22 protein-coding genes are annotated in these 25,211 nt (G+C 68.5%); 12 read left to right on the top strand and 10 right to left on the bottom strand.

Going from position 1 to position 25,211, the window contains the following annotated elements; genetic code table 11:
- Positions 1-429: 429 nt before the first annotated feature.
- A complete protein-coding gene (locus tag ACIRGA_RS23530; RefSeq protein WP_400944458.1) occupies positions 430-891 on the top strand; it encodes a hypothetical protein in 462 nt (153 codons plus the stop codon).
- Here the strand turns inward: ACIRGA_RS23530 and ACIRGA_RS23525 are convergent.
- A complete protein-coding gene (locus tag ACIRGA_RS23525) occupies positions 848-2,023 on the bottom strand; it encodes an ROK family protein (protein WP_400944456.1) in 1,176 nt (391 codons plus the stop codon). The two genes, ACIRGA_RS23530 and ACIRGA_RS23525, sit on opposite strands and share 44 nt — an antisense overlap.
- Before the next feature lie 93 nt (positions 2,024-2,116).
- Between ACIRGA_RS23525 and xylA the strand changes: the two genes are divergently transcribed.
- A complete protein-coding gene (xylA, locus tag ACIRGA_RS23520; RefSeq protein ID WP_400944454.1) occupies positions 2,117-3,286 on the top strand; it encodes a xylose isomerase in 1,170 nt (389 codons plus the stop codon).
- Here the strand turns inward: xylA and ACIRGA_RS23515 are convergent.
- Positions 3,283-4,290 carry an alpha/beta fold hydrolase gene (locus ACIRGA_RS23515; protein ID WP_400944452.1) on the bottom strand — a complete coding sequence of 336 codons (1,008 nt, stop codon included), beginning with the start codon at positions 4,288-4,290 and terminating at the stop codon, positions 3,283-3,285. The genes xylA and ACIRGA_RS23515 overlap by 4 nt on opposite strands.
- Before the next feature lie 105 nt (positions 4,291-4,395).
- Positions 4,396-5,151, bottom strand: a complete 756-nt coding sequence (locus ACIRGA_RS23510; protein WP_400944450.1) for a thioesterase II family protein — start codon at positions 5,149-5,151, stop codon at positions 4,396-4,398.
- A gap of 161 nt (positions 5,152-5,312) precedes the next feature.
- On the opposite strand from ACIRGA_RS23510, the gene ACIRGA_RS23505 reads away from it, so the two are divergent.
- Positions 5,313-5,690, top strand: a complete 378-nt coding sequence (locus ACIRGA_RS23505; protein WP_400944448.1) for a hypothetical protein — start codon at positions 5,313-5,315, stop codon at positions 5,688-5,690.
- Positions 5,691-5,696: 6 nt separating this feature from the next.
- Here the strand turns inward: ACIRGA_RS23505 and ACIRGA_RS23500 are convergent, their stop codons facing one another.
- On the bottom strand, positions 5,697-6,386 hold the full coding sequence (locus ACIRGA_RS23500; protein ID WP_400944446.1) for a hypothetical protein: 690 nt from the start codon (positions 6,384-6,386) through the stop codon (positions 5,697-5,699).
- A gap of 99 nt (positions 6,387-6,485) precedes the next feature.
- On the opposite strand from ACIRGA_RS23500, the gene ACIRGA_RS23495 reads away from it, so the two are divergent.
- On the top strand, positions 6,486-7,334 hold the full coding sequence (locus tag ACIRGA_RS23495) for a fructosamine kinase family protein (RefSeq protein ID WP_400944444.1): 849 nt from the start codon (positions 6,486-6,488) through the stop codon (positions 7,332-7,334).
- 1 nt (position 7,335) lies between these two features.
- On the opposite strand, the gene ACIRGA_RS23490 is transcribed toward ACIRGA_RS23495, so the two are convergent.
- Positions 7,336-8,010, bottom strand: coding sequence for a TetR/AcrR family transcriptional regulator (locus ACIRGA_RS23490; RefSeq protein WP_400944442.1), 675 nt, complete (start codon positions 8,008-8,010; stop codon positions 7,336-7,338).
- Positions 8,011-8,102: 92 nt separating this feature from the next.
- Here ACIRGA_RS23490 and ACIRGA_RS23485 point away from each other — a divergent pair, with 92 nt between their 5' ends.
- Positions 8,103-8,828, top strand: a complete 726-nt coding sequence (locus tag ACIRGA_RS23485; RefSeq protein WP_400944440.1) for an SDR family oxidoreductase — start codon at positions 8,103-8,105, stop codon at positions 8,826-8,828.
- Positions 8,829-8,835: 7 nt separating this feature from the next.
- Here ACIRGA_RS23485 and ACIRGA_RS23480 read toward each other — a convergent pair whose 3' ends face one another.
- Positions 8,836-13,710: a CHAT domain-containing protein gene (locus ACIRGA_RS23480; RefSeq protein ID WP_400944438.1), complete on the bottom strand. Its 4,875-nt coding sequence runs from the start codon at positions 13,708-13,710 to the stop codon at positions 8,836-8,838.
- A gap of 58 nt (positions 13,711-13,768) precedes the next feature.
- Between ACIRGA_RS23480 and ACIRGA_RS23475 the strand changes: the two genes are divergently transcribed.
- Positions 13,769-14,152, top strand: coding sequence for a hypothetical protein (locus ACIRGA_RS23475; protein ID WP_400944436.1), 384 nt, complete (start codon positions 13,769-13,771; stop codon positions 14,150-14,152).
- The gene (locus tag ACIRGA_RS23470) at positions 14,149-15,033 is read left to right on the top strand and encodes a hypothetical protein (protein WP_400944434.1); all 885 of its coding nucleotides are present in this window, start codon (positions 14,149-14,151) and stop codon (positions 15,031-15,033) included. The genes ACIRGA_RS23475 and ACIRGA_RS23470 overlap by 4 nt, the downstream gene beginning before the upstream one ends.
- 76 nt (positions 15,034-15,109) lie before the next feature.
- On the opposite strand, the gene ACIRGA_RS23465 is transcribed toward ACIRGA_RS23470, so the two are convergent.
- The 3 genes from ACIRGA_RS23465 to ACIRGA_RS23455 form a co-directional block, all read right to left on the bottom strand.
- Positions 15,110-15,373 carry an amphi-Trp domain-containing protein gene (locus ACIRGA_RS23465; RefSeq protein ID WP_125677397.1) on the bottom strand — a complete coding sequence of 88 codons (264 nt, stop codon included), beginning with the start codon at positions 15,371-15,373 and terminating at the stop codon, positions 15,110-15,112.
- Positions 15,374-15,439: 66 nt separating this feature from the next.
- Positions 15,440-16,036 (bottom strand): formylglycine-generating enzyme family protein, encoded by a 597-nt coding sequence (locus tag ACIRGA_RS23460; RefSeq protein WP_400944432.1) that lies wholly within the window; start codon positions 16,034-16,036, stop codon positions 15,440-15,442.
- 51 nt (positions 16,037-16,087) lie between these two features.
- On the bottom strand, positions 16,088-17,233 hold the full coding sequence (locus tag ACIRGA_RS23455; RefSeq protein ID WP_400944430.1) for a Cmx/CmrA family chloramphenicol efflux MFS transporter: 1,146 nt from the start codon (positions 17,231-17,233) through the stop codon (positions 16,088-16,090).
- 384 nt (positions 17,234-17,617) lie between these two features.
- Between ACIRGA_RS23455 and ACIRGA_RS23450 the strand changes: the two genes are divergently transcribed.
- A complete protein-coding gene (locus ACIRGA_RS23450; protein WP_400944428.1) occupies positions 17,618-18,697 on the top strand; it encodes a dihydrodipicolinate reductase in 1,080 nt (359 codons plus the stop codon).
- Entirely contained in the window at positions 18,694-19,173 is a 480-nt protein-coding gene (locus ACIRGA_RS23445) for a carboxymuconolactone decarboxylase family protein (RefSeq protein ID WP_400944426.1), read from the top strand. The genes ACIRGA_RS23450 and ACIRGA_RS23445 overlap by 4 nt, the downstream gene beginning before the upstream one ends.
- A 43-nt stretch (positions 19,174-19,216) precedes the next feature.
- On the opposite strand, the gene ACIRGA_RS23440 is transcribed toward ACIRGA_RS23445, so the two are convergent.
- Positions 19,217-20,758, bottom strand: a complete 1,542-nt coding sequence (locus tag ACIRGA_RS23440) for a GMC oxidoreductase (protein ID WP_400944424.1) — start codon at positions 20,756-20,758, stop codon at positions 19,217-19,219.
- A 173-nt stretch (positions 20,759-20,931) separates the two neighbouring features.
- Between ACIRGA_RS23440 and ACIRGA_RS23435 the strand changes: the two genes are divergently transcribed.
- From ACIRGA_RS23435 to ACIRGA_RS23425, 3 genes are all read left to right on the top strand, one after another.
- Positions 20,932-21,297 carry an RNA-binding S4 domain-containing protein gene (locus ACIRGA_RS23435; protein ID WP_400944422.1) on the top strand — a complete coding sequence of 122 codons (366 nt, stop codon included), beginning with the start codon at positions 20,932-20,934 and terminating at the stop codon, positions 21,295-21,297.
- A gap of 121 nt (positions 21,298-21,418) precedes the next feature.
- Positions 21,419-23,728 carry a cellulose binding domain-containing protein gene (locus ACIRGA_RS23430; RefSeq protein ID WP_400944420.1) on the top strand — a complete coding sequence of 770 codons (2,310 nt, stop codon included), beginning with the start codon at positions 21,419-21,421 and terminating at the stop codon, positions 23,726-23,728.
- Positions 23,725-25,179, top strand: coding sequence for a cellulose binding domain-containing protein (locus ACIRGA_RS23425; RefSeq protein WP_400944418.1), 1,455 nt, complete (start codon positions 23,725-23,727; stop codon positions 25,177-25,179). Before ACIRGA_RS23430 ends, ACIRGA_RS23425 begins: the two co-directional genes overlap by 4 nt.
- Positions 25,180-25,211 lie beyond the last annotated feature (32 nt).

Below are 25,211 nucleotides of genomic sequence, written 5' to 3'. Positions count from 1 at the left end.
GTGTGCTGTGGCCGGCGGCCTCGCGGGGGGCGGGGGGGGGGGGGGCCGGCCTCCCCCCCCCCCCCCCCCCCCCCCCCCCCCCCCCCCCCCCCCCCCCCCCCACGCGAAGATGCTCAAAGACCCCAAAGCGGGCGCTTCGGTCGGTTGTTGTGTCCTCTGTGGACAGTCGCGGCCGTGTCAGCCGCCGGCTTTGCCTGGTCGCCGCGAGCCGACCTGGGCACGCTGTAACGCTCTCCGCCGTTCCGTCGAATACAGGCGGGTTCGATGGCGGAGGCGGAGGAATCGTGGCGCGGGTCCTGTTCCTGGTGGCGGTCGCACGCTGTTGAACGACACACGCCATTCGGGTGATAACGGTTCGGCATTCGATGTATCTGACCTTCACCCCATTGACACCTTTCTACGATCACGGCGACTGGGTGGAGGAATGCGGTGACGGTGGAAAGCGCGGGTCAGGACTACCTGACACGGCAGATCGGGGCCCTGCTCGAAGCGATTCGCGAGGAGGGGCCGGTCGGCGAGGGCAGACGCAGCTTCCGGCTGGCGGGTCACCTCGCCGCGGAGGGCGGGTTCCACCTCGGCGACATCCTCGCCGCGACCGCGCAACTGCTGGCGGTCCACGCCTGGAACAACGGCTACCTCGCCGCGGCGGAGCTGCTGACGCGCCGTATGCGGGATTTCGGCGCCGAGTCGGTGGAGCTGGTGCGGTACCTCGTGCGGTTGGAGACCGGCTGCGAGCAGGGCTGGCTTCCGCACGCGGATCGCGACGAACTGATCGCCTACGCCCGGCGCGTCCGGCGTGCGGACATCGAGGAGCGCGCGCAGGCCATCGAGGCGTCGTTGCCCGGGGTCACCGATCCCGAGCGTCCTGATCGGATGGCCAGTGAGTCGTGAGATGGTGCTCGGGGTCCGCGAGGATGCCGCGGATCACCGAGCCGGCGGCGCCGCGTACGGCGGCGCCCGTGCCGAGCGCCGAGCGGACGACACGCACCGGCGACCACGCCGTGCTGGGCACGCGGCGTTCCAGCTCGGCGAGGAGTGGCTGACGCAGCCACGGTTCCAACCGCGCGTAGGTTCCGCCTAGCACCACCGCCGGAACGTCCATCAGATTGACCACAGTGGACAGTCCGACGCCGAGGTGCCCGGCCGCGGTGGCCACCGCGGAAAGTGCCGCTGCTTCTCCGGATTCCAGAGCGGAGACCAGTTCGTCCACCGTTTCCGCGCCCGCGAGCCGCAGGATCTCCTCCTGGCCCGCCATGCGTTCCAGGCAGCCGTTCGCGCCGCAGGAACACGGCGGACCGTCGGGCGCCACCGGCAGGTGGCCGATCTCGCCGCCCGCGCCGCGGACGCCTTCGAAGAGGGCGCGGTCCAGCACGATCCCCGCACCGATCCCGATCTCGCCCGACACGTGGACGAAATCCGGCAACGCCGATCCGTGCCAGAGTTCGGCGAGCGCCGCGAAGTTCGCTTCGTTGGCGACGGTGAACGTCCCACCGAGCCGGTCGGCGAGGTCGACGTCGCGCCAGCCCAGGTTGGGCGCGAGCCGCACGAGGCCGGATTCGACCAGGCCAGGAACCGCGATCCCGACGCCGCCGACAGGGACTCCCAGCGCTTCCGCCTGCTTTCGGGCTTTGCGCAGGAATGCTGCCACGCGCTGGAAAACCCGCGGGGTCCGGTTGTCCGCGGATCGGACCTCCTGTGCCCGGACGGTGCCGGTCAGATCGACGAGACAGGACGCCAGGTAGTCGACGCCGATCTCGATGCCGAGCCCGTGCGGGCCGGTGGGGGAGAGCGACACGACGGTGCCGCGCCGTCCGGGGCCGACGCGTTGTTCCGGTTCGCCTTCGGCCACGAGATCCGCCGCGATCAAGCGGTCGACCACACTCGACACGGTGGCCTTCGTGAGTCCGGTGGCGGCCGCCAGGCCTGCCCGTGACGTGCCGGGGCCGTCCGCGATCGCCCCGAGGACGAGGGCGGCGTTGTGCTGCCGCACGGTGTGCTGTCCCGCCGGGCGCGTGCCGATCATCGCGCGATTGTATTCGTTCGATGCCTGAACGAAAGCCTTGACCCGCCGGGGCGGGCGTCGATAAGTTCAGGCATCAAACTAATTGGAGGCGAGATGGCTCAGGCACCGACGCGTGAGGACAAGTTCAGCTTCGGGCTGTGGACCGTGGGCTGGCAGGCGAACGACATGTTCGGCCCGGCGAGCCGTCCGCCGCTCGACCCGGTCGAAGCCGTGCACCGTCTCTCGGATCTCGGTGCCTGGGGGATCACCTTCCACGACGACGACCTCGTGCCGTTCGGCTCGGCCGACGCGGACCGCGCGCGGCACCTCAAGCGCTTCCAGGGCGCGCTCGCCGAGACCGGTCTCGTGGTCCCGATGGTCACCACGAACCTGTTCAGCCACCCCGTTTTCAAGGACGGCGGCCTGACCAGCAACGACCGTGACGTCCGCCGCTACGCGCTGCGGAAGGTGCTGCGGAACCTCGACCTCGCCGCGGAACTCGGCGCGTCGACCTTCGTGCTCTGGGGCGGCCGCGAAGGCAGCGAGACAGACGCCGCGAAGGACGTCCGCGCGGCGATGGACCGCTATCGCGAGGGCATCGACTTCCTCGCCCAGTACGTGCTCGACCAGGGTTACGGCCTCCGGCTCGCGCTCGAACCGAAGCCGAACGAACCTCGCGGCGACATCCTGTTGCCGACCATCGGCCACGCGCTCGCGTTCATCTCCACGCTCGACAACCACGAAATCGTCGGCGTGAACCCCGAGGTGGGGCACGAGCAGATGGCCGGGCTCAACATCGTCCACGGCATCGGGCAGGCCCTGTGGCAGGGCAAGCTGTTCCACATCGACCTCAACGGCCAGCGCGGCCCGAGGTTCGATCAGGACCTCGTGTTCGGCCACGGCGACGTGCTGTCTTCGTTCTTCCTCGTCGATCTGCTGGAGCACGGCGGCTACGACGGGCCGCGCCACTTCGACTACAAGCCGCTGCGCACCGAGAACATGGACGGCGTGTGGGCCAGCGCCGAGGCCAATATGGCCAGCTACCTGCTGTTCGCCGAACGTGCCCGTGCTTTCCGTGCCGATCCCGAGGTGCGGGCGGCGCTGGATGCCGCCCTGGTCCCGGAGCTGGCGACGCCGACCCTGAACGAGGGCGAGACGGCGGCGGATCTGCTGGCGGACCGATCGGCGTTCGAGGATTTCGATCCGGACAAGGCGGCGGAACGCGGTTACGGCTTCATCCGCCTCTCCCAGCTGGCCCTCGAACACCTCACCGGGGCCCGCTAGAACCGGTCGACGTCGATGACGGCCTTGGCGAACTCCTCCGGGGCCTCCTGCGGCACGTTGTGGCCGATCCCGTTCAGGACACGATGCTCGTACTTGCCGGAGAACTTCGACCGGTACGCCTTGCCGTCGGTGTTCGGACCGTCGAAGTCGCTGCCGATCGTGATGGTGGGCACCGTAACCGCGGGGCCCTGCGCGAGCTTCTGTTCGAGCGCGTCGAGTTTCGGGTCGCCCTCGGCGAGGCTCAGCCGCCAGCGGTAGTTGTGGATCACGATGGCCACGTGGTCCGGGTTGTCGAAGCAGGCCGCCGAACGGTCGTAGGTCGCGTCGTCGAAGGTCCACTTCGGCGACGCGATCTTCCAGATCAGCTTGTTGAAGTCGTGCCGGTTCTTCGTGTAGCCGAGGATGCCGCGCTCGGTGGCGAAGTAGTACTGGTACCACCAGCCGAGCTCGGCGGCGGGGGAGAGCGGCTGCTTGTTCGTCTCCCGATTGGTCACGAGGTAGCCGCTCACCGACACGAGCGCCTTGCACCGCTCGGGCCACAGCGCGGCGATGATCACGGCCGTGCGCGCGCCCCAGTCGAAGCCGCCGAACACGGCCTTCCGGATCTTGAGCGCGTCCAGCAGCGCGACGATGTCGGCGGCGATCGCGGACTGCTGGCCGTTGCGGAACGTGTCCTGCGAAAGGAACCGTGTGGGTCCGTAGCCGCGCAGGAACGGCACGATCACCCGATATCCGGCCGCGACCAGGCGCGGCGTGACGTCGACATAGCTGTGGATGTCGTAAGGCCAGCCGTGCAGGAGGACGACCACCGGCCCGTCGGCGGGGCCGGCTTCGGCATATCCGATGCTCAGCTCTCCGGCGTCGATCTGTTTGAGCGGGCCGAACGAGGTGTTCCCGGCGGGCGCCACCACCGGTGCCGCCGCGGGCTGGGCCGAGCAGCCCGCCACGGTGGCTCCCGCCGTCGCGGCGACGACGGCCTGCGCGAACCTTCTCCTGCTGAGCATCCTGATTCCTCCCGCGAAACGCCTGGTACGGGACGAAATTAGGGGGATGGCTCAGGACGCGGCGACCGTCGGACGACGTCACCGGTGTAAGTCACCTAGCACGCGCTAGGCCACTTCCGGCTCGGCGTCCACGAAGGCCGCTTCCAGCCTGTGGATCCGGGCCCAGAACGCGGCCTCTCGTCCGGAATCGAGAACGGCCAGGTATCCGCCGGGTACGACGCGCCCCACGAACGGGCCGGACGTCCACACCCGCCAGCCGCCCGTGGCGTCGTCGCCCGAAGCGGACGCGGGATCGTCGGCGCCGCGGATCGCCGCGATCGGGCACGAGAGCCGGGTCCTGGCGGGCCCGCGATAGGCGTTCAGCAAGTGGAGATCGCCCAGCAGCAGGTCCAGGGCGTACTCCCAGCTTGCGGGTGAAGTGCGGTAGCCGGCGACCGGGGTGAGCCCGGTGCGGCCGAACACCCGTCCCATCGCCGAGGCCCCCGCTTTGGCGTTCTTGCCCGGTGAACGCCGTTGCGGGGCGCACGCGTCGACGACGATCAGCGCGCGAGGGGAGACGCCCAGTCGCTGCGCCGTTTCCAGCGCGACGAAGGCTCCCATCCCGAATCCGATCGTCACGGAACGGGAGAACCACGCCGTCGGAATCGCGGCGGCCGAGCGTGCGGCGAGTTCTTCGAGAGCGGAAACCGGCGACTCCGCGAGCTGTTCCCCATGTCCGGGATATTCGACGCCTCGAACGTCCGCGTCGGCCATGTCGGCGAGCTGGTCGAATGCCCGAAGTGTGCCGCCGGCAGGAGGAAACAGCAGGTAACCGCGGCCGCGACTGTCTGATGTGGACAGTGAAACGAGTGCGGCCGTCATGATCCGAAAGATACGCGCGACTAACCCGAATGGGGTAACGGTTCGGATTCGACCAAGATCAGTTCACCCGCGAGGGGGAGCTGTTCGGGAAAAGATGCCCGGCCGTGTCGTATCTGGCACTCCCTGTTCGACGTCTTGATAAGAGCCGGAAGGAGAAAGCGATGAACACCACGACACTGGCCTCGACCACGCGGCTGAACCCGGTGAGCCGCACCCTGCCGGTTCTGCTGGCGATGGAGGACGACGCGGAAGACGTCGGCCGCCTGTCCCCGGACGACCGCCTGACCTGCCATGTGCACGGTCGCTGGATCCACCAATGCGTGGCTTCCCCGCTGCACGTCAACCCGGTCACGCGGCACCGCTGGTGCCGTTCGTGCGCGACCGCGTTGACCGTGTCCGTCGACGAATTGTCCGGCGACGTCACGATGTCCTGCCCTCGGTGTGGCCACGGCGAAAGCGCCGCGTCGGCCCGGCTGATCGCCGCGTGTCGCGCCAGCCTGGCCGCCGCGCGCCGCCGATCCGGAGCGCGGGCCGCCTGAGCCGGGCTACTTGTTCCGCCACGTGACGGCGCGTGATTCGGCGCTTTCGTAAGGCTGCGACGTGTACGCCAGCGACGTGATCGGGTCCGACGCGACCCCGAAATGCAGACGGCAGGACTCGAAGACCGCTCCCTTGGCCGAGAAGTCCTTCGGCGCGAATCCCTCGTCCTCGCAGCCGGTGACGTCGGTGCCTCCCACTCCCAGCAGCGAGCCCGGCCAGCCGCCGCTCTTGGTCCTGGCGGTGAGGATCGGGGCGTACACCTCGGCCATGTTGGAGCCGTCGACGTTGGTCAGCTTCTCGCGGACGAAGAAGAAGTTCTTGCCTCGCAGCTTCGCCTTGTCCTCGTCCTTGAGCGGCAGGCCGTCGATGTCGGCGTCGGGTGCTTTGACCGATTCCACGGTGACCGTCACCCCGATGACGCCCTTCGCGTAATGGCTGTAGAACGGGATGACCGCCTGCTCGCCGAACTTCAGCTTCGTGCCCGGTTTGACCGCCTCGCCAGTGATCTCCAGGGTCGGTGTGGTGGTGAGATAGGGCTTCGGCGTCGTGGTCGGCTCACTGGCGGACGTCTCACCGGACGTGGTGGCGCCGGCGCTCCGGGCCTGACCGACGTTGGCCGGTGGCGTGCAGCCGACCAAGGCGGCGCCGAGCATCGCGGCGATGGCGGCATGACGAACTCTCGGACGTGTGGGCACGACCGATCTCCCCTCGGAAAGTGAAAGCACTTTGATTTCCCCCGAAGTGCACTCTAGACAACGAGCGTTCACCCGATCGGCGGAGGTAGGTTGCGGGGCATGACCCAGGTTTCCCCGCCTGCCGAGGCGGCCACGAGGATCACCGGACGCTCCGTCGCCGAGCAGAGGAGCCTCTCGAGCGGGGTGACCGAAGTGGTGCTGGACAGCGGCGACACCGTGGTCGTCAAACGGGGTCACGCCCGGAACGCGACGCCCGCGGAGGCCGCGGGCCTGCGCTGGCTGCGGGAGCCGGGTGCCGTGAGTGTGCCGGAGGTCCGCGGCCATGACGACGAGTGGCTGGTCACCGACCTGGTGGGCGGAGGACGGCCGACGCATCACGCGGCGGAGCGGCTGGGCCGGGGGCTCGCGGCGTTGCACGCGGCGGGCGCGCCCGCGTTCGGCGCGGCGCCGCCGGACGGGCCTGTCGACGCGTGGATCGGCCTGGCCCCGATGGAGAACGCGCCGGGGGAGGACTGGCCACGGTGGTACGCCGAGCATCGGATCCTGCCGTATGTCCGCCGCGCGGTCGACGAAGGCACTTTGAACGGCGACGAGGCCGCTGTCATCGAGCGGGCGTGTGCGCGGCTCCCGGAAGTGTCGGAACCTCCGGCGCGCCTGCATGGCGACCTGTGGAACGGCAATGTGCTGTGGGGACCCGTCGAGGCCTCGCTCATCGATCCGGCGGCGCACGGCGGCCACCGTGAAACGGATCTCGCCATGCTGCAGTTGTTCGGCTGCCCGTTGCTCGACCGGGTGCTCGCTTCCTACCAGGAGGTCGCTCCGCTCGCCGACGGCTGGACCGACCGGATCGGCGCGCACCAGCTGTTCCCGCTCCTGGTCCACACCGTCCTTTTCGGACGGTCCTACGCCGGGCAGGCGGTCGCGGCGGCGAAGGCCGTCGGCCGGTAGATCATCGCGCGAGGCGGTCGAGCCATTCGGCGAGCATCGCGTGTTCGGCCGGGGTCAGCACGTCCCCGGGTTCCTTCTCCAGTGCGGCTTTGAGCGCGATCGCGCGGCTGGGGATGTCCGACGCCTTGTCCGCGCTGCCGGTGGTGATGGTCGCGATGACGTGTTCGCGCGCGGCGACGAACAGGTCCGGATCGCGTTGCTCCGGCGGGCTGGAGAGGAATGAGAGGAGCACACCCATCCCGGTCGCGTGCACCAGCTGCGCGGCCTGTTCGACCGGGACGCGCAGTCGGCCGGCCTCGGCGACGCGTTCGACGATCCGGCGGAGGATCGCGTCCGCCTCGCGGCGGGCTTCGCGGACACGGGGCTCGCCGTACATGAGCATGTAGAAGGCCGGCTGGTGCAAGCCGAACTCCACGTGCAGATCCCATCCTCGCCGGAGGTCGTTTACCGGGTCGTCGGTCTCGCCGAGGGCGTGCTTTCCCTCCAGGTAGCTCTGGAAGCCGTACGTGGCGACCGCGTCGAGAAGGCCATCTTTGTCGCCGAAGGTCCGGTAGAGCGTGGGCGCCTGCACCCCGGCGGCGGCGCTGACCGCACGCGTCGACAACGCTTCGCGGCCGCCCTCCCGCAGAAGCTCCGCCGCCGCGTGGACCAGCCGGTCTTTCGTCGTCAACGTCATGTATCGACGATAACACCCACCCGGTAGCACTGGTTCGGTATCGGTGATACCTTGATCTGGTTAGCAACGGAAACATCCGATGGGAGCTCTTCATGGCACGCGTAGCGATCGTCACCGGCGGGTCACGGGGTATCGGCAGGGAGTCCGCCGAGCGGCTCGCGGCCGACGGGTTCGCGGTCGTCGTCGGATACGGCGGCGGCAAGGACGAGGCGCAGGCTGCGGTCGACGCGATCACCGACCGCGGCGGCCAGGCGATCGCGGCCCAGGCCGACGTCGCCGACGAGGAGGCCGTCGCGGCCGTGTTCGACGCCGCGGAGGAGACCTTCGGCGGGGTCGACGTCGTGGTCCATGCCGCGGGCGCCATGTACCTCGCGCCGGTGGCAGAACTGGATCTCGACCGGCTGGACCGGTTGCACCGCACCAACATCCGCGGCACCTTCGTGGTCGATCAGCAGGCCGCTCGCCGCGTGCGCGACGGCGGCGCGATCATCAACTTCTCCACCTCGGTGCTCGGGCTCGCCCTGCCGGGGTACGCCGCCTATGCCGCCACGAAGGGCGCGGTCGAGGCGATCACCCTGGTCCTCGCCCGGGAACTGCGCGGCCGCGACATCACCGTGAACGCGGTCGCCCCCGGCCCGACCGCCACGGCTCTGTTCCTCGACGGCAAGGACGAGGAGACCATCGCGAGGATGGCGGCGCAGCCCCCGCTCGAACGCCTCGGCGCGCCGTCCGACATCGCCGAGGTCGTCTCGTTCCTCGCCGGTCCGGCGCGCTGGGTCAACGGTCAGGTTCTCCGCGCCAACGGCGGCATCGTGTGAAGCGCGGCTACTCCGGTCCGGTGTGGATGGGAGCGATCCAGTTGACGACGTCGCCGGGGTCGTCTTCACGCTGACGGCGGATCGCGTCGTGCAACGCCAGGGCAGGCCCCGAGGAAAGCCGGGCGTAGACGTGTTCGGCGACAGCGCGGGCGGTGGAGTCGGACAGTGGCCAGAGCGTGGCGATCACGTGCCGGAAGCCTGCCAGCTGGAAGGCGGAGGCGATATGGATCGATTCGTCGGCCAACGCGTTGCTGGTCCGTGAGGTCTCGCAGGCCGAAAGGTAGGCGAGGAAGGCGTCCGGAGAGTGCCTGGCGGCGATGTCGGCGATGGAGAGCACACCGTCGTGAAGCACCAGGTGGCTTCTGGAGGGGTCGTCGAGATCAGCGGCCGCGTGGCAGGCGAAATGCGCGTACGTGACCGTATCCAGCGTGGCCAGGACATCGGCCGGCTTCGCCTCCGCGAGGATCTCGGCGCGGGGGAGGTGCGCGGCGGCCACCGCGACCTCGGCCTCGGCGGCGGTGAGCCGAGGATGACCCGGGACAGCGGTCGCGGCGACGACTATCGCCCCGGACTCGTCCGGCGCGGCCGATCCCCGCTGTGCACGGACGACGCTGCGCAACGTCGGTGCGTACGAGGAGACGACCCGGTCAAGGACCGTGTGCGCGAAGGGTTCGGAGTCCTCGTGCAATCCGGCCGCGTGCAGCGGCAGATTGGTGAACGCGCCGGTCGGTACCCACCAGAGTCTGGGCAACGCCGTTCCCGGTTCGGGCGGGGCGGAGAGCCCGAGCCGGCGGAACACCGGGTCGGCCACCGTGTGCCACAGCCACGCCAGGCAGTCGAACACCTTGTCCACCGAGAAGATCCGGAAGTCGTAGTCGGCCTGTCCGTCATGAAAGACGCCGATCGCCGCCGCGAGTTCGGCCGCGTGCAGGCGGAGCTGATCCGCTTGTACGGCGTCGAGCGGCACCACGGTGAGCACGCCGGATTTCACGATCAGCGCGTCGAAACCGAAGCGGCTGGCGTTGAGGACCACCGCCGCCGCGCCATCCGGGACGGTACGGAGGATCTCCTCGGTGTCCGGTGGTCGCAGGAACCGGCTCCATCCGGGCAGGGACCGGATCTCTTCGATGAGTTCGTCGCATTCCGCGGTGAGCCGATGGAGGACGTCGTTGTCCTGGCCGTCGGTTCCGGCCGGGGCGTCCAACCGCGACCGCACGGCGACGAAACGCTTCGCATGGTCCGGATGCGTGCTCGCCAGGTCGGCGATCTCGTCCCGGGTTTCGAGCGCTTGGGCGAGGAGGACGCCGCGGCCCTGCTCGAGGAGCCGGAGAGCCTGATGCGGGTCGCCGGCCCGGATCGCGCACGCGGCGGCGTCCGGTGCGAGCCCGCTGAAGTTGCCGAGTTTGAACTGCTGGTCGCTGCGGTGCAGTCCGCGTGCGACGGCCAACGGCAGGAGTTCGACGGCCAGCGAATACCCGGCCACGGCGGTGGGCCAGTCGTCTCGGAGCCCCGCCATCGTCCCCCACCATCGCGCGGCCTCACAGCGAAGGTCCGCCGGCGCGGTCACCAGTTCCGCGGCTTCGCGGTAGGCGGCCAGCGCACGGCGGTACGCGTCGTCATCCTCCTGTGCCGACTCCGAGAGGAAATGCCCGAGGTTGAGCAGCCAACCGCCGCGGTCGGCACCAAGGGCGCCGGCGGAGGCGAGTACGTTCTCGAGAATCGCGATGGACTCGGCCCGGTCGCGTTCGTCGCCGGTCAACCGGTGGCGGTCATGCAGCTCGGCGGCGAGATTCCCTTGCCACCCCAGTGCTTGATAGTGCTCGGGGTGTGCGGCGGCGACGGCGGCCCTGCCGAGTTCGATCGCCTTGGTCAGCTGCTCCAGATCCATCGGACGCGTCCGTCGCGCCAGCAGCATATGCGTCCCGGCGAGCCCGGAGAGGGCTTTGGGCCTGATGGCGTGCCCTTCGGGGAGGAGATCGAGAGCGGCGCGCAGGTGCGTGAAGGCTTCGTGGAGATCCGTTTCCTCGTTCGTGCGCTGCGCTCGGGCCCAGAGACAGACCCCGAGATCCGCGAGTATCTCCGGCCGCTCGCCGGCGCGGTAGCCCGTGTCCGTGGCAACCAGGCGCATGGCGGCGATCGCCTCGTCAAGATCCGCGAGCCGCCCGAAGCGCTCGAAGCGAAGACGAAGCGGACCGGAGAGATTGAGGAGGCGCCTGGTCCTGTCGGTGTGGTCGTCGTCCGCGGAGGAGAGCGCGCGGCGTTGGAGGTCGATCGATTCGTCGAGTTCGGCCTGATCCTGGGTGACGGCGAAGCGGCGCATCAGGACCACGCCGAGGTCGGACTCAAGTCCGGCGCGGTCGTCCTCGGACCGAAGCGCTACGGCACGGCGGAGTAGTTCGAGAGAGGTGTCGATGTCTTCCCTGCCTCCGGCCACTTCGAACCGTGAGCACAGGGACATGCCGGTCGCGGCGAGGCGGGTGGAGTACTCGGGATTCGTTTCGTCGGTCAACGCGAGCGCTTCGCGGTGAGCGTCGACGGCCGCGTCCGCGTCGGACCGGCTTCCGTTCCTTTCCGCGCGGACGCGCAGCGTGTCACCGAGGGTGTCGAGGAGCGTCGGGAGTTCGCCGGGTTCGGGTTCGGAAGCGGTCCGCCGGAGGACGTCCACGGCGGCGTCGAGATCGGCCCCGCTCCCGCTGCGTTCGTATCTCCAGTGGAGGACCCGGCCGAGCCGGCTTCCGTACCTGAACCGCTGCCGGGTATCGAATGCCGGGTCCGTCCTGGCCGTGGTCAGCCGTTGGACCATCTCGTCGAGCGGACCCGCTTCGCCGGTCGTCCGCGACAGGTGGTCCAACGCCACTATGAGCTCGTCGAGGGCGTTGCTTCGGAGGGCTGGGCCGCCTTCGTCCGCCGCTCGACGAAGCAGGACAATGGCTTCGTTGAGCGAAGCGGGGTCTTTGAGGGCGACTCCGCGTTTCCGAAGGGCGGACGCGAGTCCGCCGAGTCGGAGCAAGTACCGAGGCGTCTCTTCCGAGCTGGACGACAAGGCCGCTCGGTGGAGGGCGATGGCTTCGTCGAGCACCGCAGGATCGTGATTCTCGTCGAAGGAGACCACGAGCGCGCCTGCCAGATTGGAGATCCTCCCGGGCCGGTTGCCGTCGTCCTCCGGCGTTTCCCGGACGACCCGGCGAAGGATCCCGACGGCTCGCCGGGCATCGTCGCTTCGGCCGAACTTCGACCGTTGAAGGAGAAGGGCCCCCATCGCGGAACGCACGGGATCGGTGTCACGCGCCGTTTCGAGGATGGCGATCGCCTCGTCGAGATGACGGCGGTCATCGGTGTGCTCGGTGCGCATCCCGAGCAAATTCGCCAGCTGGGCGACCGAAGCCGAATGTGGATCTTCGTCGGCGGGCCATTCACGCGCCGCGGCGATGGCTTCGTCGAGCTGATCGAGGCTGCCGCTGGTGAGGTAGCAGTTGCGCAGGAAGTCGGAGAGCGAGGCGAGCGCCAGTCCGCGGTAGTGCCATCCGGACGGCATCAGGGCGCACAGGAACCGGGTGGTCCTGGCCGCCCATTCCTCCACGTCCGGACCGACGGGCCCGCTCGTCCGCTGCAGTACCGACCGGAGCATCGCGTCGGCCTGGGAATCCGGGATCCCGGTTCCTCGCTCGTCAAGGATGCTCCGTGTCCGCTCGAGATGACCTGGGTGGCCGGAGAAGGCATAGCGTTGGTAGAGAACGGTCTGAAGGAGCTCCTCCAGCGACGCGTCGGAAGCAGGAGCGGTCCGGATCGCGGCGCGGAGCAGGATCGCCGTGCGGTCGAAGAGCTGCAGCGACGGCTGTTCCTGCAGAGCCTTCAGGAGCCCGGAGACGACGTGGAGGAGCAGTTCGTCCGGCCTCGGCTCGAGGTAGCCGTCTTCCGGGTCGGTCCGGAGAATGCGCAGCCCACGGTGGAGGTCGTCCTCGTCGCCTGTTTCGTCGAACCTCGCGACATACGCGACGTTGAGCCAGCGGATGCACTCGTCCCGGAGGTAGTCGGTCTGGTCCGCCGTGCGGAGTCCCTCTTCCAGCGCGGCGATGGCGACATCCAGATCGGCCGTGTCCCCGCCCGCCTCGAATCGCTGGACCGACGCGCGGCCCAGTTCCAGCCGGTCGTCGCCGGTCAACCGTCCGGAGGCCCGCAGCTCTGTGAAGTCGTCGATCGACGACTCGAGGTCCGCGAGATCCCCTTGGTGCTCATAACGCCTCAGCTGGATGGACGCGAGAGAACCGAGCGCACGGCACCGTTGGTCTTCCGACTCCGCGCGGGAGAGTACGAGCCGGAACAGTTCGATCGACTGTGCCGCGTCCGTCGCGTCCGATTCGGGCCCGGTTCCGGCGAACCGCATGTGCAACGCCGAGCCGACATCGAACAGCAGGGGAGTGAGGTCGGGTTCGTCGTCGGAGGCGAACCGCAGGGCTTCCATACCGCTGTCGATCACCAGATCCAGGAGTTGCGGATCGCTCGTTCGGTAGTACTGCGAAAGCAACGAGAGAGCCCGGTGGGCCAGCCGGGTGTACTGCCCGCCCGGGGAGCGGAGGAAATCGACCACCTCCACCGGCAGGCTCTCCTGGGATTCCTCCGTCACGGGATGCAACAGGGACAAGGCCGTCCGGAGTTGGTGCGACCGCTCGTCGCCGGTCGCCAGCTCGGCCCGGTACCAGAAGAGCAGGCCGACGACTCGAAGTAGGGGGAGGTCTCGCCGGAGGTCGCCGGATTGCGCATCCATCAACGCTTCCGCTTCGTCGACGGCGGCGTCGTCGAGGATCCGCGCGGACTCGCCGTCCCGCACGTAGGCGGAAATACGGGCTTCGAGCGTGGAAATCTGGCCTTCGATCAGTAACACCCCTCATCCCTGTCACTGCCGATCTGGCCTAGGCTACCAATCCGGAGGTGGCCGGAGCATGGAGAAACGCGACGTGCTCGCGTGGTTGTGCGAAGCCTTGCCCGTCCTGCGCGCACGCGCGGCACGGAGTGGCGAGCAAGATCTTTTGACGAGGGTGATCGCCGATTCCCGTGCCGGGCAGGACGTCGCCGAACAGGCCGACGAACTGCGGCGGCGGCTGCGTCTGCCCAAACCTGGGCCGAGCCGTGCCGCCGACACACCGGCCGAGGGCGGATTACTCGGCATCCCCGGTCAGGATTCCGGGCATCCGGTCGTCGAGATCTATCGATGCCCCAGCGGTGAATGCTCACGGAGCTGGGTTCGGCAGCCCGGCGTCCGCATCCCCGAATGCGGCCTCCGGGGCGGCAGGCTCGACGAGCACGAGATCCCGGCGGGATCGTGAACGCGTTCCTGCAGGAGATCGGCCGCAAGCTCGCCGATCGCTGGCTCACCGTCCTGGTGCTGCCCGGCCTTCTGTTCAGCGGAGCCGTCATGGCCGCGGTCGTGCTCGGCCACACGCGCGCGCTGGACGCGGGCCGGTACATCGCCGAGTTGACCGGCCGGGTCGCGAAAATCCAGCAAGGCGGGGGTGCGGGGGTCTGGGTACTCGTGCCGATCCTGGCGCTCGCGGCCTGCGCGGCGGCCTACGGCGCGCGGCTGGTGGGTGGCGTGATCCGCCGGATCTGGCTCGGTCAGTGGCCGAGGTGGACGAAACCGGTGATGCGGCTGTTCGTCCGGCGGCGCGTCCGGCGCTGGCAGAAAGCCGCGGACGAATACGCGGGTGCGGTCAAGGACTTCGCCGAGACGGAGACCCTCGAACGGCTCGGCGCCGCCCGGAACGCGATCGCCCTCGCGCCGCCGTCCCGGCCGAGCTGGATCGGTGACCGGGTCGCCGCCACGGACGCCAGGGTCCTGGCCGGTTACGAACTCGACCTGGGTTCCGCGTGGCCGAGGCTGTGGCCGATCCTTCCGGACAATCTCCGTGCCGATCTGCGTGCGGCGGGGATGTCTTTCGAAACGGCCACGACGCTCGCCGGCTGGTCGGTGCTGTATCTCGGTGTCGGCACGGTCTGGTGGCCGGGGGCCCTGATCGGGATCGCCTGTCTGGCGAGCGCGGTCGGGCGAGCGAGAGGCGCGGCGGCGAATCTCGCGGACCTCATCGAGGCGGCGGTCGATCTCCACGGCCCGGAACTCGCCAAAGCCCTTCGGCTGACCGAAGACGCGGAACTTCTTACCCCGGAACTGGGGCGCAAGATCACCAGGTTGCTGCGCAAAGGAGCCTGAGCCCTCCGCCGACTGGACGAACCGGGCGGGCCCGTCAACGAAATACGGGCCCGCCCCGGTCCTTTGTGGACAGAAGTCAGACGACGGTGCCCTCGGAGTCGTCGTCCGAGTCGGTCTCCTCGATCTTCCACTTCAGCTGGAACTCGACCTCTTCCTCGCCGTCACCGCGCTCATGCTCGATCGAGAACTGCGCGCGGGCGGGGACGCGGAACCGTTCCCCGGCGATCTGGATGCGGAACGAGGTCTCGGACTCGAGCGCGTCGGCGAGCCTGCGCAGTTTCGCGACGACGTCGGCGGTGGAGTAGACGCGTTCGACGTCTCGGGGAGCGGTTCCGGTCACGATTTCCTCCAGAGGTCCGACACCCTGGCCGGGTGTCCTGGCGTCATTCAATCGGATGATCAGGAGTCACAGCGAGCGGGCGAGGCGGAAGCCGACGTCGTCGACACGGAAGGTCGGGTGACTGCGCCGCCGCACCGAAGCCCGGCAGCTCCACTGCTCGTCGAACCAGCCACCGCCCTTCAGGACCCGGTACTCGCCGTACACCTCCGCGTCGTACACGTCCCAGCACCACTCCCAGACGTTGCCCAGCATGTCGTGCAGGCCCCACGCGTTGGGCGCCTTCCCGCCGGCTTCGTGCAGGGACTCCGCCGAGTTCCCGCGGTACCAGGCGATCTCGTCGAGCGGCCCGTAGCGAGGACCGGTCGTGCCGGCGCGGCAGGCGTGTTCCCATTCCGCCTCGGTGGGCAGGCGGTAGCCGTTCGCGGACCGGTCCCAGGCCGACGAATCAAGCTGGTAGGCCGGAGTCAGGCCCTCGCGTTCGGACAGGGTGTTGCAGAACTGGAGGGCGTCCTGCCACGAGACGTCGACGAGGGGAAACCGGCCGGGCTCACCGGTGACCGGGACCGGGGCGAGTAGGAACGGCGCGACATTGACGGCCCAGCTCCGCCGCGTCCGCCGGTCCGCCAGCGTCACCTCGCCCGACGGCACAGTGATCATCTCCATGGTCCGGCCGATGTTACCCAGCCCGCCCCGCCATCCACCTGCACGCACGGCTCAGGAGCGGATCGGCACCTTCCTCCGCAGCACGAACGGAAGCGGGACAAGGGCGATCGCCGCGCTGATCCAGATGGCGTAGCGGTAGTCGCCCGCCGACTCCGTGACGAAACCGGCGAGCACCGGGCCCAGGAACGCGCCCACGTTCAGCGCGACCGTCGCGAACGAACCCCCGAGTGTCGGTGCGCCCGGAGCCACGTGCATGACTCGCGCCACGAGCGCGGAACCGCAGCCGAACGACAGTCCACCTTGGACGGTCGTCAGGACGAACAGGGCGATCGGCTGCGCGCCGGCCGCGGCCAGCGCCGCCCAGCCCACCGGCAGGACGCACAACGCGAGCACGAGACCGCGCCGGAGCGCACCGTCTCCCTTGCGGCCCGCGACGGTGACACCGAGGAACGCGCCGACGCCGAACGCCGCCAGCAGCCCGGAAACCGCTCCGCCGGGAAGGTGGGTGACGTCCGTCGCGATGACCGCCAGGAAGGCGAACGTCGCGAAGGTCGCGCCATTGACCAGCGCGGCGAGGAACATCGCCTGCCGCACGGGAGGTGACTTCAGCTCGCGTGCTTCACGCTTGATCGAGACGTCTTGCGGACTCACCGCGTCGGCGGGTGCCGAACGGAACACCAGCACCAGCGCGGGAATACACAACGCGGCGACCGCCCAGAACGCGGAACGCCAGCCGGCGAGGTCACCCAGGACGGCACCGGCGGGCACCCCGGCCACACACGACAGCGTGATGCCCGCCAACAGGATCGCGGTCGCCCGCGCTTGTTTCCCTTCTGGTGCCAGGGCGACCGCGACGGGCATCGCCACGGCGAGGAATCCGGCGTTGACGACCGCCGCGACGACCCGGGTGCCGAACAGCAGCGGGAAACTCGTCGTGACGGCACCGATGACGTGCACGATGACGAACGCGGTCAGGAATCCGGCCAACGCTCGACGGCGCGGCCAGCGCGCACTGAGCACGGCCATCGCGGGAGCGCCGACGATCATTCCGACGGCGTAGGCCGACGTCAGCGCGGCGGCCGCGCCCGCCGGGACGGACAGTTCACCGGCGATCCCCGGCACGAGGCCGGAGGCCATGAATTCGGAGGTGCCTTGCGCGAAGACGGCAAGGCCGAGGACATAGACGAAGAGGGGCAACGGACTACTCCCGAGAGGAAAGTGAACAGGAGGAGCCGTGCGCTGGACAGGAGGAAACCCGGCCGGACGCACGGAACAGCGCTCCGGTCACCGGGAAGCGAGAGAAGGCCGATGCCTAACGGCCGGACACGACGACTCGCCGCCGGATGACCGGCGGCGGGGTTCTGTCGGACTCGGGGCTCGTCACGAGAGCGCACACTACACAGTGCTCGGGCGAACGGGCCAGCGGGTATTGCCGGCGACCGCGGAAAACGGCGTTCGTTCCGCGTACCGGAACGCTTTCGTTGCCCCGGTGAATGAACCCGAGTAATGCGCTCTGACCTGCGGTTTTCGTAATTGTTTCGGTACTGGGAACCGAACTTCGATTCGGTTAACCTCGACTTCATGATTCCCACGGTTGTCTGGGGTACAGGCAACATCGGCCGTGCCTCCATCCGGGCCGTCGACGCGCATCCGGCGCTGGAACTCACCGGAGTGCTCGTGCACGATCCCGCGAAGGTCGGCCGCGACGCGGCCGCGCTCGCGGGAATCGACGGCGAACTGGGTGTGGCGGCGACCGATGATGTCGAAGCGGTTTTGGCGTCGGGTCCACGAGCGGTGGTGTATGCGGCGTCCGGCGACATCCGGCCCGCCGACGCGCTGGCCGACATCGTCCGCGCGGTCCGGGCCGGGGCGGTGGTGGTGACGCCCGCGCTCTACGCGCTGTACGACCAGCGCAACGCGCCGGAGGAGCTGCGTGAGCCGATCCTCGCGGCGCTTGCCGAGGGCGGTGGGTCACTGTTCGTTTCCGGTGTGGATCCCGGCTGGGGCAACGACATCCTGCCGTTGCTGATCAGCGGGCTCGGCACCACCGTGGACGCGGTCCGCTGCCAGGAGATCTTCGACTATTCCACCTACGACCAGCCGGATTCCGTCCGCTATCTGGTCGGGATGGGGCAGCCGATGGACTATCAGCCGCCGATGCTGGCGCCGTCGGTGCCGACGATGGTGTGGGGCGGTCAGGTACGGCTGATCGCCAGGGGCCTCGGCGTCGAGGTGGACGAGATCCGCGAAACGCTCGACCGCCGTCCGCTCGAGGAAACCGTGACCACGCGGGCGATGGGCGAGTTCGAAGCGGGCACGCAGGGCGCGGTCCGGTTCGAAGTGCAGGGCATCGTGGACGGCGAACCCCGCATCGTCATCGAGCACGTCACCCGGATCCACGCCTCGTGCGCGCCGGACTGGCCGATGCCGCCCAGCGGCGACGGGGCGCACAAGGTGATCATCGAGGGCCGTCCCAGGATCGAAGTCTCGGTCGAGGCCATCGACGAGGGCGAGAACCGGTCCGCCGGCGGCAACGCGACCGCGGTCGGCAGGCTGGTCGGCGCCATCGACTGGCTGGTGGACGCGAAACCGGGCCTTTACGACGCACTCGACGTCCCTCTGCGACCGGCGGCCGGCAAGCTCGGAAGGAGCGCGCGATGAACATCGACATTCCCGAGGGCAAGGACCCGATCGGTTACGTGTGGGGCGAGATGGTGCCCGGGATCGGCGTCGCGGCGTCGAACCTTTCGCTCGCCGTGTACTCGCACACCACGCTGGGGCTTCGCGAGTTCGAGGCGGCCCGGCTGCGGATCGCGCAGATCAACGGGTGCGTCTTCTGCCTGGACTGGCGGACCGAACGCGACGGGGTGAAGGTCGAGGAGGAGTTCGCCGACGCGGTGACCGACTGGCGCACCACCGACGCGTTCGACGAGCGGACCCGGCTGGCCGCCGAGTACGCCGAACGCTACGCCCTCGACCATCACGGCATCGACGACGAATTCTGGAAGCGGATGGCCGAGCACTACAGCCAGAAGGAGATCGTCGAGCTGAGTATGAGCATTGGTTCCTGGCTCGCCTTCGGGCGGCTGAACCACGTTTTGGGCATCGACACCGTTTGCGTTCTGCCGAAGATATAAAAGATAGGCCGGGGTGGCGGCCCCGGCCTTTCTCGGATCGTCGTCACAGATCGGTGGCGACGATCTTTTCGATGTTCCTTTCCGCCAGTGCGGTAATGGTGACGAACGGGTTCACCGAGGTATTACCCGGAATCAGCGCACCGTCGATCACGTAAAGGCCCGGATATCCGTGGAGCCTGCCGTAATTGTCGGTCGCCTTGCCGAGCACCGCGCCGCCGAGCGGGTGGTAGGTGAGATGATCACCCCAGATCTTGTACACGCCGAAGAGGTCGGTCCGGTAGATTGTGCCTTCCTTGGAATTGATCTTGTCGAAGATCGTCTTCGCCATCTCGATCGATGGCTGTTTCCAAACGGTCTGCCAGTCGAGGTCGACCTTGTTCGCGCCCGGGTTCCACGAGAACGTCCCGCGGTTGGGGTTCTTGGTGATCGACAGGTAGAACGAGGCGTAGGTCTCGATGCCGGTCGGTAGCGGTGCGACCTCGGCGAACGCACCGCCCGCCGCCCAGTTGTCGATACCCGCGGTGGGGATGGACGACTGCAACGCCCCGGTGGCGTCCCACATGTGGTTCGCCCGGCCGCACATGACGTTCCCGTTGTCGCCCCAGCCTTTGCCGACCTCGTTGCTGAGGTTGGGCAGCGCGCCGGTCGCCTTGAGCTTGACCAGCAGTTTGCTCGTGCCGACGCTGCCGGCGGCGAAGAACACCTTGTCCGCGGTGACGGACTTCGTCGCCGTCACGGTGCCGCCGGTGTCGAGTTGCTCCATCACCACGGCGTACCCGCCGCCGGACGCGGGCGTGACCGACGTGACGCGGTGCAGCGCCGAGATCGTCACCCGCCCCGTCGCCTTGATCCGCGGGAGATAGGTCTGCTGCAACGACTTCTTGCCGGCGTTGTTGCCGTAGAGGATCTCTCCGGCCAGCGCGGACCTCGGAACCGTGCCCGCCTGCTCCTTCTTCATGTAGTCCCAGTCGTACACGTCGGGGACGAACAGGAAGGGGAAACCGGACCGCTGCGCGTGTTTCCGGCCGACTCGTGCGTACTGGTAGCACTCGGCGGTCTCGAACCAGTTCTGGTCGATCGTGGCGACGCCGAGACCGGCGTTCGCGCGTGGGTAGTAGACGCCGTACATCTCGTCCGCGTTCACTGTAGGCAGGACGGAACCGAAGTTCTCGCGTTTGGGCGTGACGGCCATCCCGCCGTTCACCAGTGAGCCGCCGCCGACGCCGCGGCCTTGGTAGACGGTGATGCCGCTGAACTCTTCGGCGTCGAGGATCCCGGTGTGGCGCGGGACGTCCTTGTCGAGCGGGAAGCCGAGGAAATTGCTCAAGGGCTGCTTGGTCCTCGTCCGCAGCCAGAAGGAGCGATAGTCGGGCTTGGTGGTGTTGGCGAAGATCTTGCCGTCCGTGCCCGGGGTGTCCCAGGCCATGCCGAGTTCGACGAGGTGGACGTCGACGCCGGCTTCGGCGAGCCGGAGCGCGGCGACGCAGCCGCCGTATCCGGAACCGATGACGAGTGCCGGGATTCGGGCGGCGTCGGCGATCGAACTGTTCGCGGAAGCGGTCCCGCCGAGGGCCGCGGCCCCCAAGATAGAACCAGTTCCAGCAATAAAGAGGCGACGGGATAACTGTCCGGAAGCGCTTCTCCACATGGTTTCGTCGCTCACGTGATCTTCCTCACCGTTGAGGGATTTAGAACAAGTTATACCTGCGTCTATACCGAGTGGCAATGAAGTTGGCCGATAGGCCACTATGTACTGCTGTGGAGTCCACTCGAGTTGATCGCTGGCTGTGGGCCGTCCGGCTGACCAAGACGCGTCCGGACGCCGCAGCGGCCTGCCGCGGCGGCCATGTCCGCGTGAACGGCAAACCGGCCAAACCCGCGACCACGGTCGTGGCGGGCGACGAGGTCCGTGCGCGGGTTCACGACACGACGCGGATCTTGGAAGTGACGCGGGTGATCCAGAAGCGCGTCGGTGCCGCCGACGCGGCGACCTGTTTCATCGATCGCACGCCGGCGCCGCCGCCCGAGGCCGCCGTGCCGGTCGCGCGGCGGGAGCGAGGCGCGGGGCGACCGACCAAACGGGAACGCCGGGTGCTCGACCGTTTCCGCTCCGGAGACCACTGACCGTTCACATACGTGGACGTGATTCACATCCGTTGACGGACGCCAGGGACGTGAACTATAAAGACGGGGTCCGGGTGTACACGCCGCAACACCTTCCGTCAGTCCGTCACGGAGGTTTCGGGTGTCCCGAAAAAGTCCTCTTCGTCGTGCCGTCCTACCGGCGGTCGCCGCCGTGGTCGCCACCGCCGCATTCCTGCAGGTACCGCCCCCAGTGGCGGACGCGGCGCCGGGGCCGGGCGCGCTGACCGGCCTCGACCTCGGCGCGGCCAATCGCCGAGCTCCGGTCGCCGGTCTCTACGACTGGTCCAAAGCCGGGTATCGCGGCGGGACCGCGTTGCCGGGCGCCGGTGAAGTGAATCCGAACGCCACCTGCCAGGTCACCGCGGCCGAACTGGCGAGCCAGTACAACGTCAAACCCGACGACGGCGCCGACGACACGAACGGGATCCAGGCGGCGATCGACGGGATCAAGAGCGCGTGCTCGCCGTTCGGGAGCTACACGAAGCTGAGCACGATCACCTTCCCGGCCGGCCGGTTCGACGTCACGCACGAGATCCACGTCGACGCCGACTACCTGATCCTGCGCGGCGCGGGCAAGGATGCCACCAAGTTCGTCTACAAGCCTGACGCGAACACCCTTTACGACGCGCTCACCCCGGACGGTTCCGACTGGGACGAGGACGGGATGACCTCGGGTGCGGGCAAGGGTGGCTGGCTGTGGCCCGGCCGCGGGCTGTTCCGTGTCCAGTCCAGGGGAGTGCACACGGCCTACGCGAGCGACTACGCCTCGGCGCCCGCCAACCGCAAGGACATCTTCGAAGGCACGGTCAACGTCCACTGGAAGGCCGGGGTGAAGCTGCGCGGCAAGCCGGGTGACACCGCGTTCGCCGCGCGGATGGGCGACAAGGTCGTCCACCTCGCGAGTAGCGGCGCCCTGACCTCGCTCGCCGCCGGGAACCTGGTCAACATCCGGGCGGCCAACTCGCAGAAGTTCTACGAGCAGCAGCAGGCGACGCCGACCACGTTCCCGTTGCTCAACATGCACATGCGCCAGCAGATCTTCACGATCGCGGCGCTGGACACCACGGCACGCACCATCACCCTCGACAAACCGCTCGAGTACGACGTCCCGGTGAACTCCACTTCGGACGGTTCGGCCCCGATCGACGGCGCCACCTACGACTCGAAGGCGGCACCGCTGGTCGACCCGGTGCTCGGCGTCGGATTCGAGGATCTCGGGTTCACCCAGGACATGCCGGGCCTGAACCCCGCGGAGGCGAACAACAACTACGGGAACATGGCGCCCGCCGCGGAGATGCACGGGATCGTGTTCAAGTGGGCGGCGAACTCCTGGGTCCGCGGCATCCGCGCGGAGATGACCGGTTCGCATCCGATCGTCACCGAGGAGGCCAAGAACCTCCAGATCGTGGACAACGAACTCAACGGCTCGTGGAACAAGGGCAAGGGTGGCAACGGCTACTTCCGCGGCTCCCGGGTGTGGGATTCGCTCTACGCGGGCAACACCTCGACCCTGCTGCGGCATTTCACGTTCCAGTGGTCCGCCTCGGGCAACGTGGTGATCGGCAACTCCTTCGACTCCGACCTGAACCTTCACGGAGGCTGGGAACGCAACAACCTTTTCGAACTCAACACGGTCAAGGTCCCGTACGCGCACCGGTCCGGGAACTGCCGCGCCAACTGCGGCGAGGAGGGCGGCGGCGGTCCCGACGATTCGAACTGGTTCCCGATCTGGTGGGGCGCGGGCAAGAAGGCCGTCAAGTGGTCGGGTGCTTCCGGCTATCGCAACGTGTTCTTCAACAACACCATGACCAAACAGCTCGCGGACAACGGACCGTATAACGACTTCTACGCCGACCGGCACCGCGTCTACTCCTTCGGGTGGGACGGCACCGCGTACAAGCACCTGGACATCGGCGGCACGCCGATCGCCGACTGGGCCAAGAACGAGCAACGGGACTACACCGGCGGGCACGGGGTCGACGCGACCAAGACCGACGCCGCGTCGTCGTTGTTCCTGAAGTCCGTCGACGGGACGCCGCCGTCCTCTCCGACCAGCCAGAGCCCCACGACGACCACGACCACCCAGGATCCCGGCGCGTGCCTGAACGCCACCTTCACCCGCAAGTCGGTGTGGGACAGCGGCTACGGGGCCGGTTTCACGATCAGTAACAGCTGTTCGGCCGCCGTGGGTTCATGGGCGGTCGAGTTCGACCTGCTCGCCGGGACGACGATCACCGGTTCCTGGAGTTCGGTGCTCACGAAGAGCGGACAGCACTACCGATTCGGGAACGCCACCCACAACGGGAGCGTCAAACCCGGCGGTACGGCGACGTTCGGCTTCAACGCCGCCGGTCAGGGACTCCCGGTCACCTGCTCGATCGCCGGAACGAAATGCGGAGGCACGGAATGACGAGGAAACGACTGCTCGCCGCGATCGCGGCCGCGGCGTCGGCGGCGGGCCTGTTCGGCGCCGTCGTCACCGCCGAGGCCGCCGCACCGAGCCTGACCGCGACGTTCGCCCAAAGCTCGACGTGGGACAGCGGATACGGCGGGAAGTACACGCTGGCCAACGCGGGGGACGCGAACAGTACACAGTGGACGATCGAGTTCGACCTTCCCGAGGGCACCGCGATCAGCACGTCGTGGAGCTCGGTGCTGACCAGGACGGGGCAGCACTACAAGGTCACCAACGCCGGTTTCAACGGCACGATCAAACCCGGGGGCACGGCGTCCTTCGGGTTCAACACCACGGGGCTGGGCCTGCCGGCCGGGTGCACGCTCAACGGCAGCCCGTGCGGGGGAGGGGTGCCGACCACGACCACTCCGCCGTCGCCGACCGGCACGACCACGAGCAAGCCGCCGACGACCACCACCAGCGTTCCGTCCGGGGACGTCGTCGATGTGGGCACCGCCGCGGAACTGCAGGCCGCGTTGGCCGCGGCGATTCCTGGCCGGACCATCCGGTTGGCCGCGGGAACCTACCGGGGTTCCTTCGTCGCGACGAAACCCGGCACGGCGGAGGCGCCGATCACGGTGACCGGACCGTCGACGGCGGTCCTGATCAACGACGGCCCGTCCGGTGAGGCACCTTCCTGTCCGGCGCCGACCGCGGGCTGGGACTCCGGATACGGGTTCTGGCTCTACGGTGCGCCGTACTGGCAGCTCAAGGGGTTCACCGTGCAGGAGTCCAAGAAGGGGATCGTCGCGGACGACTCACACCACACGGTGATCGAAGGGGTGCGGGTGCACCGGATCGACGAGGAGGCCGTGCATTTTCGCCGTTCGTCGGCCGACAGCGTCATCCGTGACTCGACGATCAGCCACACCGGGCTCGTGCAGGCCGGCTACGGCGAGGGCGTCTACCTCGGCTCGGCGAACTCGAACTGGGCCTGCCACGGGAACTCCGGCGGCGTCGATCGGAGCGACCGGATCCAGGTGCTGAACAACCACATCGGACCGTACGTGGCCGCGGAGGGCATCGATGTCAAGGAGGGCACCGAGGGCGGCGTCATCCGGGGCAACACCTTCGACGGGCAAGGGGTTTCCGGGCAGAACTCGGCCGATTCCTGGGTCGACGTCAAGGGCCTCGGATACGTGATCGAGGGGAACACCGGCACGTTCGCGTCGCCGGGAACCTTCGCGAACGGATACGAGACGCACAATCCCGGGACCACCCCGTCGTTCGCGAACGGCTGCGGGAACGTGTGGCGGGACAACAAGTCCGATCTCGGTGGCGTCGGCCAGTACGCCATCAAGATCACATCGACTTCGAAGTGCTCGGAACGGCCCAACGTCGTCTACGCGTCCAACACCGTGTCGAGGGCGGTGAACGGGCTGGCCAACGTCCCCGTCACGCCCTGACGGACGCCGGTGGCGGGAGCGGCGCGGCTCCC

Source organism: Amycolatopsis sp. NPDC102389 (assembly GCF_044765885.1).
GTDB lineage: Bacteria > Actinomycetota > Actinomycetes > Mycobacteriales > Pseudonocardiaceae > Amycolatopsis.
The sequence above is the reverse complement of the archived record's forward strand: the minus strand, read 5'-3'. Positions and strand labels throughout refer to the sequence as shown.

Coding starts and splice junctions, on each gene's coding strand:
- xylA (WP_400944454.1), top strand. CDS start 2,117: ATGGCTCAGGCACCGACGCGTGAGGACAAGTTCAGCTTCGGGCTGTGG.
- ACIRGA_RS23450 (WP_400944428.1), top strand. CDS start 17,618: ATGATTCCCACGGTTGTCTGGGGTACAGGCAACATCGGCCGTGCCTCC.
- ACIRGA_RS23490 (WP_400944442.1), bottom strand. CDS start 8,010: ATGACGTTGACGACGAAAGACCGGCTGGTCCACGCGGCGGCGGAGCTT.
- ACIRGA_RS23425 (WP_400944418.1), top strand. CDS start 23,725: ATGACGAGGAAACGACTGCTCGCCGCGATCGCGGCCGCGGCGTCGGCG.
- ACIRGA_RS23525 (WP_400944456.1), bottom strand. CDS start 2,023: ATGATCGGCACGCGCCCGGCGGGACAGCACACCGTGCGGCAGCACAAC.
- ACIRGA_RS23495 (WP_400944444.1), top strand. CDS start 6,486: ATGACCCAGGTTTCCCCGCCTGCCGAGGCGGCCACGAGGATCACCGGA.
- ACIRGA_RS23445 (WP_400944426.1), top strand. CDS start 18,694: ATGAACATCGACATTCCCGAGGGCAAGGACCCGATCGGTTACGTGTGG.
- ACIRGA_RS23515 (WP_400944452.1), bottom strand. CDS start 4,290: ATGCTCAGCAGGAGAAGGTTCGCGCAGGCCGTCGTCGCCGCGACGGCG.
- ACIRGA_RS23460 (WP_400944432.1), bottom strand. CDS start 16,036: ATGGAGATGATCACTGTGCCGTCGGGCGAGGTGACGCTGGCGGACCGG.
- ACIRGA_RS23485 (WP_400944440.1), top strand. CDS start 8,103: ATGGCACGCGTAGCGATCGTCACCGGCGGGTCACGGGGTATCGGCAGG.
- ACIRGA_RS23505 (WP_400944448.1), top strand. CDS start 5,313: ATGAACACCACGACACTGGCCTCGACCACGCGGCTGAACCCGGTGAGC.
- ACIRGA_RS23475 (WP_400944436.1), top strand. CDS start 13,769: ATGGAGAAACGCGACGTGCTCGCGTGGTTGTGCGAAGCCTTGCCCGTC.
- ACIRGA_RS23510 (WP_400944450.1), bottom strand. CDS start 5,151: ATGACGGCCGCACTCGTTTCACTGTCCACATCAGACAGTCGCGGCCGC.